The sequence below is a fragment of the Streptomyces sp. NPDC059455 genome (assembly GCF_042750115.1).
Taxonomy (GTDB): domain Bacteria; phylum Actinomycetota; class Actinomycetes; order Streptomycetales; family Streptomycetaceae; genus Streptomyces; species Streptomyces endocoffeicus.
Map to the genome: position 1 here is coordinate 1 of NZ_JBHYVB010000441.1, position 2,685 is coordinate 2,685.

The 2,685-nt window shown below is 56.4% G+C and carries 2 rRNA genes; both read left to right on the forward strand.

Annotated features, from left to right (window positions below):
- Nucleotides 1-2,473 (forward strand): 23S ribosomal RNA (locus ACFXB5_RS53310); the annotation flags it as partial.
- A 93-nt stretch (nucleotides 2,474-2,566) separates the two neighbouring features.
- Nucleotides 2,567-2,683 (forward strand): 5S ribosomal RNA (rrf, locus tag ACFXB5_RS53315).
- Nucleotides 2,684-2,685 lie beyond the last annotated feature (2 nt).

The window sequence follows — 2,685 nt, forward strand, 5'->3', positions numbered from 1 at the left end:
TCGTGACTGCGTGCCTTTTGAAGAATGAGCCTGCGAGTTTGCGGTGTGTTGCGAGGTTAACCCGTGTGGGGAAGCCGTAGCGAAAGCGAGTCCGAATAGGGCGGTTTAGTAGCGCGCTCAAGACCCGAAGCGGAGTGATCTAGCCATGGGCAGGTTGAAGCGGAGGTAAGACTTCGTGGAGGACCGAACCCACCAGGGTTGAAAACCTGGGGGATGACCTGTGGTTAGGGGTGAAAGGCCAATCAAACTCCGTGATAGCTGGTTCTCCCCGAAATGCATTTAGGTGCAGCGTCGTGTGTTTCTTGCCGGAGGTAGAGCACTGGATAGGCGATGGGCCCTACCGGGTTACTGACCTTAGCCAAACTCCGAATGCCGGTAAGTGAGAGCGCGGCAGTGAGACTGTGGGGGATAAGCTCCATGGTCGAGAGGGAAACAGCCCAGAGCATCGACTAAGGCCCCTAAGCGTACGCTAAGTGGGAAAGGATGTGGAGTCGCAGAGACAACCAGGAGGTTGGCTTAGAAGCAGCCATCCTTGAAAGAGTGCGTAATAGCTCACTGGTCAAGTGATTCCGCGCCGACAATGTAGCGGGGCTCAAGCGTACCGCCGAAGTCGTGTCATTGCAGCATGTACCCCTAACGGGGGCTGTGATGGGTAGGGGAGCGTCGTGTGCCGGGTGAAGCAGCCGTGTAAGCGAGTTGTGGATGGTTCACGAGTGAGAATGCAGGCATGAGTAGCGATACACACGTGGGAAACGTGTGCGCCGATTGACTAAGGGTTCCTGGGTCAAGCTGATCTGCCCAGGGTAAGTCGGGACCTAAGGCGAGGCCGACAGGCGTAGTCGATGGACAACCGGTTGATATTCCGGTACCCGCTTTGAAACGCCCAGTATCGAATCCTCTGATGCTAAGGCCGTGAAGCCGCCCTGATCTCTTCGGAGTTGAGGGGAGTGGTGGAGCCGCCGGTCCAAGGTGGTAGTAGGTAAGTGATGGGGTGACGCAGGAAGGTAGTCCAGCCCGGGCGGTGGTTGTCCCGGGGTAAGGGTGTAGCCCGAGGGGTAGGTAAATCCGTCCCTCATGCAGGGTGAGACCTGATGCCGAGCCGATTGTGGTGAAGTGGATGATCCTATGCTGTCGAGAAAAGCCTCTAGCGAGTTTCATGGCGGCCCGTACCCTAAACCGACTCAGGTGGTCAGGTAGAGAATACCGAGGCGTTCGGGTGAACTATGGTTAAGGAACTCGGCAAAATGCCCCCGTAACTTCGGGAGAAGGGGGGCCATTGCTGGTGATGGGATTTTCTCCTTGAGCTGGTGGTGGCCGCAGAGACCAGCGAGAAGCGACTGTTTACTAAAAACACAGGTCCGTGCGAAGCCGTAAGGCGATGTATACGGACTGACGCCTGCCCGGTGCTGGAACGTTAAGGGGACCGGTTAGTCACATTTCGGTGTGGCGAGGCTGAGAACTTAAGCGCCAGTAAACGGCGGTGGTAACTATAACCATCCTAAGGTAGCGAAATTCCTTGTCGGGTAAGTTCCGACCTGCACGAATGGCGTAACGACTTCTCGACTGTCTCAACCATAGGCCCGGTGAAATTGCATTACGAGTAAAGATGCTCGTTTCGCGCAGCAGGACGGAAAGACCCCGGGACCTTTACTATAGCTTGATATTGGTGTTCGGTTCGGCTTGTGTAGGATAGGTGGGAGACTGTGAAGCATTGACGCCAGTTAGTGTGGAGTCATTGTTGAAATACCACTCTGGTCGTGCTGGATGTCTAACCTGGGTCCGTGATCCGGATCAGGGACAGTGTCTGGTGGGTAGTTTAACTGGGGCGGTTGCCTCCTAAAGGGTAACGGAGGCGCCCAAAGGTTCCCTCAGCCTGGTTGGCAATCAGGTGTTGAGTGTAAGTGCACAAGGGAGCTTGACTGTGAGACCGACGGGTCGAGCAGGGACGAAAGTCGGGACTAGTGATCCGGCGGTGGCTTGTGGAAGCGCCGTCGCTCAACGGATAAAAGGTACCCCGGGGATAACAGGCTGATCTTCCCCAAGAGTCCATATCGACGGGATGGTTTGGCACCTCGATGTCGGCTCGTCGCATCCTGGGGCTGGAGTCGGTCCCAAGGGTTGGGCTGTTCGCCCATTAAAGCGGTACGCGAGCTGGGTTTAGAACGTCGTGAGACAGTTCGGTCCCTATCCGCTGTGCGCGTAGGAGTCTTGAGAAGGGCTGTCCCTAGTACGAGAGGACCGGGACGGACGAACCTCTGGTGTGCCAGTTGTCCTGCCAAGGGCATGGCTGGTTGGCTACGTTCGGGAGGGATAACCGCTGAAAGCATCTAAGCGGGAAGCCTGCTTCGAGATGAGGGCTCCCACCCACTTGATGGGTTAAGGCTCCCAGTAGACGACTGGGTTGATAGGCCAGATATGGAAGCCGGGTGACCGGTGGAGTTGACTGGTACTAATAGGCCGAGGGCTTGTCCTCAGTTGCTCGCGTCCACTGTGTTGGTTCTGAAACAACGAACCGTTTGACCCTCATACGTGTGTATGGGTTGGGTCCGGTTTGGTTTCATAGTGTTTCGGTGGTCATTGCGTTAGGGAAACGCCCGGTTACATTCCGAACCCGGAAGCTAAGCCTTTCAGCGCCGATGGTACTGCAGGGGGGACCCTGTGGGAGAGTAGGACGCCGCCGAACAA